Below are 3,108 nucleotides of genomic sequence, written 5' to 3' on the forward strand. Positions count from 1 at the left end.
GAACTGGAACTGGAACTGGAACTGGAACTGGAACTGGAACTGGAACTGGAACTGGAACTGGAACTGGAACTGGAACTGGAACTGGAACTGGAACTTCGCGGGTTTGGGCGCCGTGCAGCCCTGCGTGCACGCCAATACGCGGCCGTACTGTGCCAACACCGGGCGCTTGCCGCGAATGTGAACAGGTACCGTCGATGCCGGGCCCGCGGGCTGCCGCGCGGCTGCGTGCCCCTGTCCCTCCCGGCCATCCCCGGTAGAATCGGGCTCCCGTCCATGATTTCCCCGTGATGTCCGAAAACGACGCCTTCAAGCAAGCCGCGCTCGACTACCACCGCCTCAGCCCCCCTGGCAAGATCAAGGTCACCGCCACCAAGCCGATGGTGACCCAGCGCGACCTCGCGCTGGCGTACTCGCCCGGCGTGGCGTATGCCTGCGAGGCGATCGCGGCCGACCCCAACACCGCCCGCGACTACACCGCCCGCGGCAACCTGGTGGCCGTGGTCAGCAACGGCACCGCGGTGCTCGGCCTGGGCGACATCGGCGCGCTGGCCGGCAAGCCGGTGATGGAAGGCAAGGGCGTGCTGTTCCAGAAGTTCGCCGGCATCGACGTGTTCGACATCGAGGTCGACGAACGCGACCCGGACAAGCTGGTCGACATCATCGCCAGCCTCGAGCCGACCTTCGGCGGCATCAACCTCGAGGACATCAAGGCCCCGGAGTGCTTCATCGTCGAGCGCAAGCTGCGCGAACGCATGAAGATCCCGGTGTTCCACGACGACCAGCACGGCACCGCGATCATCGTCGGCGCCGCCGTGCTCAACGCGCTGGAAGTGGCCGGCAAGGAGATCGAGGACGTCAAGCTCGCCACCTCCGGCGCCGGCGCCGCGGGCATCGCCTGCCTGGACATGCTGGTCGCGCTGGGCATGAAGCCGGAGAACATCCTCGCGGTCGATCGCGACGGCGTGCTCTACACCGGCCGCGAGCACATGGACGCCGACAAGGCGCGTTACGCCCGCGACACCGACAAGCGCAGCCTGGCCGACATCGTCGAGGGCGCGGACGTCTTCCTCGGCCTCTCCGCCGGCGGCGTGCTCAAGGCCGAGATGGTCGCGACCATGGCCGACAAACCGATCATCCTGGCGCTGGCCAACCCGTACCCGGAGATCCTGCCCGAGGACGCCAAGCAGGTGCGCCCGGACTGCATCATCGCCACCGGCCGCTCGGACTACCCGAACCAGGTCAACAACGCGCTGTGCTTCCCCTACATCTTCCGTGGCGCGCTCGACGTCGGCGCCACGGTGATCAACGAGGACATGAAGCTGGCCTGCGTGCGCGCGATCGCGCGCCTGGCGCGGATGGAGGCCGGCGACCTGGGCAATGCCTACGGCGGCGACATCCCGACCTTCGGCCCCGACTACCTGATCCCGCGACCCTTCGATCCGCGCCTGCTGGTGATGCTGGCCCCCGCGGTGGCCCTGGCGGCCATGAACTCCGGCGTCGCCAACCGTCCGATCGAGGACGTGGAGGCCTACGTCGAGCAGCTCGGCCAGTTCATCCACCGCACCGGCCTGGTGATGAAGCCGGTCTACGACCGCGCCCGCGCCGACCGCAAGCGCGTGGTCTATGCCGAGGGCGAGGAGGAGACCGTGCTGCGCGCCGTGCAGACCGTCGTCGACGAGCGCCTGGCGTTCCCGATCCTCATCGGTCGCCCCGACGTGATCCATGCCCGCATCGAGCGTCTCGGCCTGCGCATGCGCGAGGGCACCGACTTCGAGTTGACCAACATCAACGACGATCCGCGCTTCAACGACTACTGGCAGCAGTACCACGCCATGACCGAGCGTCGCGGCGTCACCCCGGCGGCGGCCAAGAACCTGCTGCGCTCGCGCCCCACGTTGATCTCGGCGTTGATGGTCGAGCGCGGCGAAGCCGACGCGATGATCTGCGGCCTGGTCGGCCGCTTCCACAAGAAGCTCGGCTACCTGCGCAGCGTCTTCGATTTCGAGAAGGGCGTCACCGGCACCGCGGCGATGACCGGCGTGATCAACGACAAGGGGGTGTGGTTCTTCCTCGACACCCACGTGCAGGTCGACCCGCCCGCCGAGCAGATCGCCGAAGCCACCTTGCAGGCGACCTACCGCCTGAAGCTGTTCGGCGTGGAGCCGAAGGTGGCGCTGCTGTCGCACTCCAATTTCGGCAGCCACGACAACGCCTCCGCGGCGAAGATGCGCAAGGTCCGCGAGATCATCGCCCAGCGCGCACCCAAGCTCGAGGTCGACGGCGAGATGATGGCCGACACCGCCTGGGACGAAGAACTGCGCCACCGCATCTTCCCCAATACCCGGCTCAAGGGGCGCGCCAACCTGTTCGTGATGCCCAACCTGGACGCGGCCAACATCACCTACAACATGATCCGGATGATGACCGAGGGCGTCGCCATCGGCCCGATCCTGATGGGCCTGGACAAGCCGGCGCACATTCTGACGCCGAACTCGACCTCGCGCCGCGTCGTCAACATGACCGCGCTCGCCGCCGTCGACGCCCAGATCCGCGCCGCCCGCCTGGCCAACCCGCGCGGCTGACCCCGGGCGCGGGCCCGCCGCTCCGGCCTGGCCCGCGCTTTCCCGTCCGGTGCAATGTGCTCCGCTGGTTGCTCCCTGCGACACGCCATGCGGCCGAACGTTGTACCCGCTTGCGTGTTGGGATCCTCGTTGCCGGTGGCTGCTTCTACGGTGGCCGCGATGAGCAAGGGCTGGATCCCAGCGTTCGCTGGGATGACGTGGCGTGGAGTAGCCAAGGACTCGAGAAGCTTTGCCTCTTTGCTTCGGGAGGTCGCGAGCGCACATTTTCCCGAGAGCAGTAAGTCCACACACCGTCATCCCAGCGAACGCTGGGATCCAGCCTTTGGTTTTCCGGCTTCTTCGTCGCACCTCGAGGAGATAGGCCCCGTAGATGGGTCGAGCGAAGCGACACCCATCACCGCGCGCCATGTTCGGGTCGACCGACCCCATCCGGTGCAATAAGCAACGCGCATTGCACCACGCGTGGGAAGGCCAGCCGGCGAAGGTGTCCGGCGCGACGCGGCCCCCGGGCCCGCGCCGCATCCGT

General features: G+C 67.6%; 1 protein-coding gene. It reads left to right on the top strand.

The window, feature by feature from the left end; translation table 11 throughout:
* Positions 1-287: 287 nt before the first annotated feature.
* Positions 288-2,582 (top strand): NADP-dependent malic enzyme, encoded by a 2,295-nt coding sequence (locus FKV25_RS03500; protein WP_141517409.1) that lies wholly within the window; start codon positions 288-290, stop codon positions 2,580-2,582.
* The last annotated feature ends 526 nt before the right edge of the window (positions 2,583-3,108 follow it).

Origin of the sequence: Marilutibacter aestuarii (assembly GCF_006546775.1) — a bacterium.
Classification (GTDB): Bacteria; Pseudomonadota; Gammaproteobacteria; order Xanthomonadales; family Xanthomonadaceae; genus Marilutibacter; species Marilutibacter aestuarii.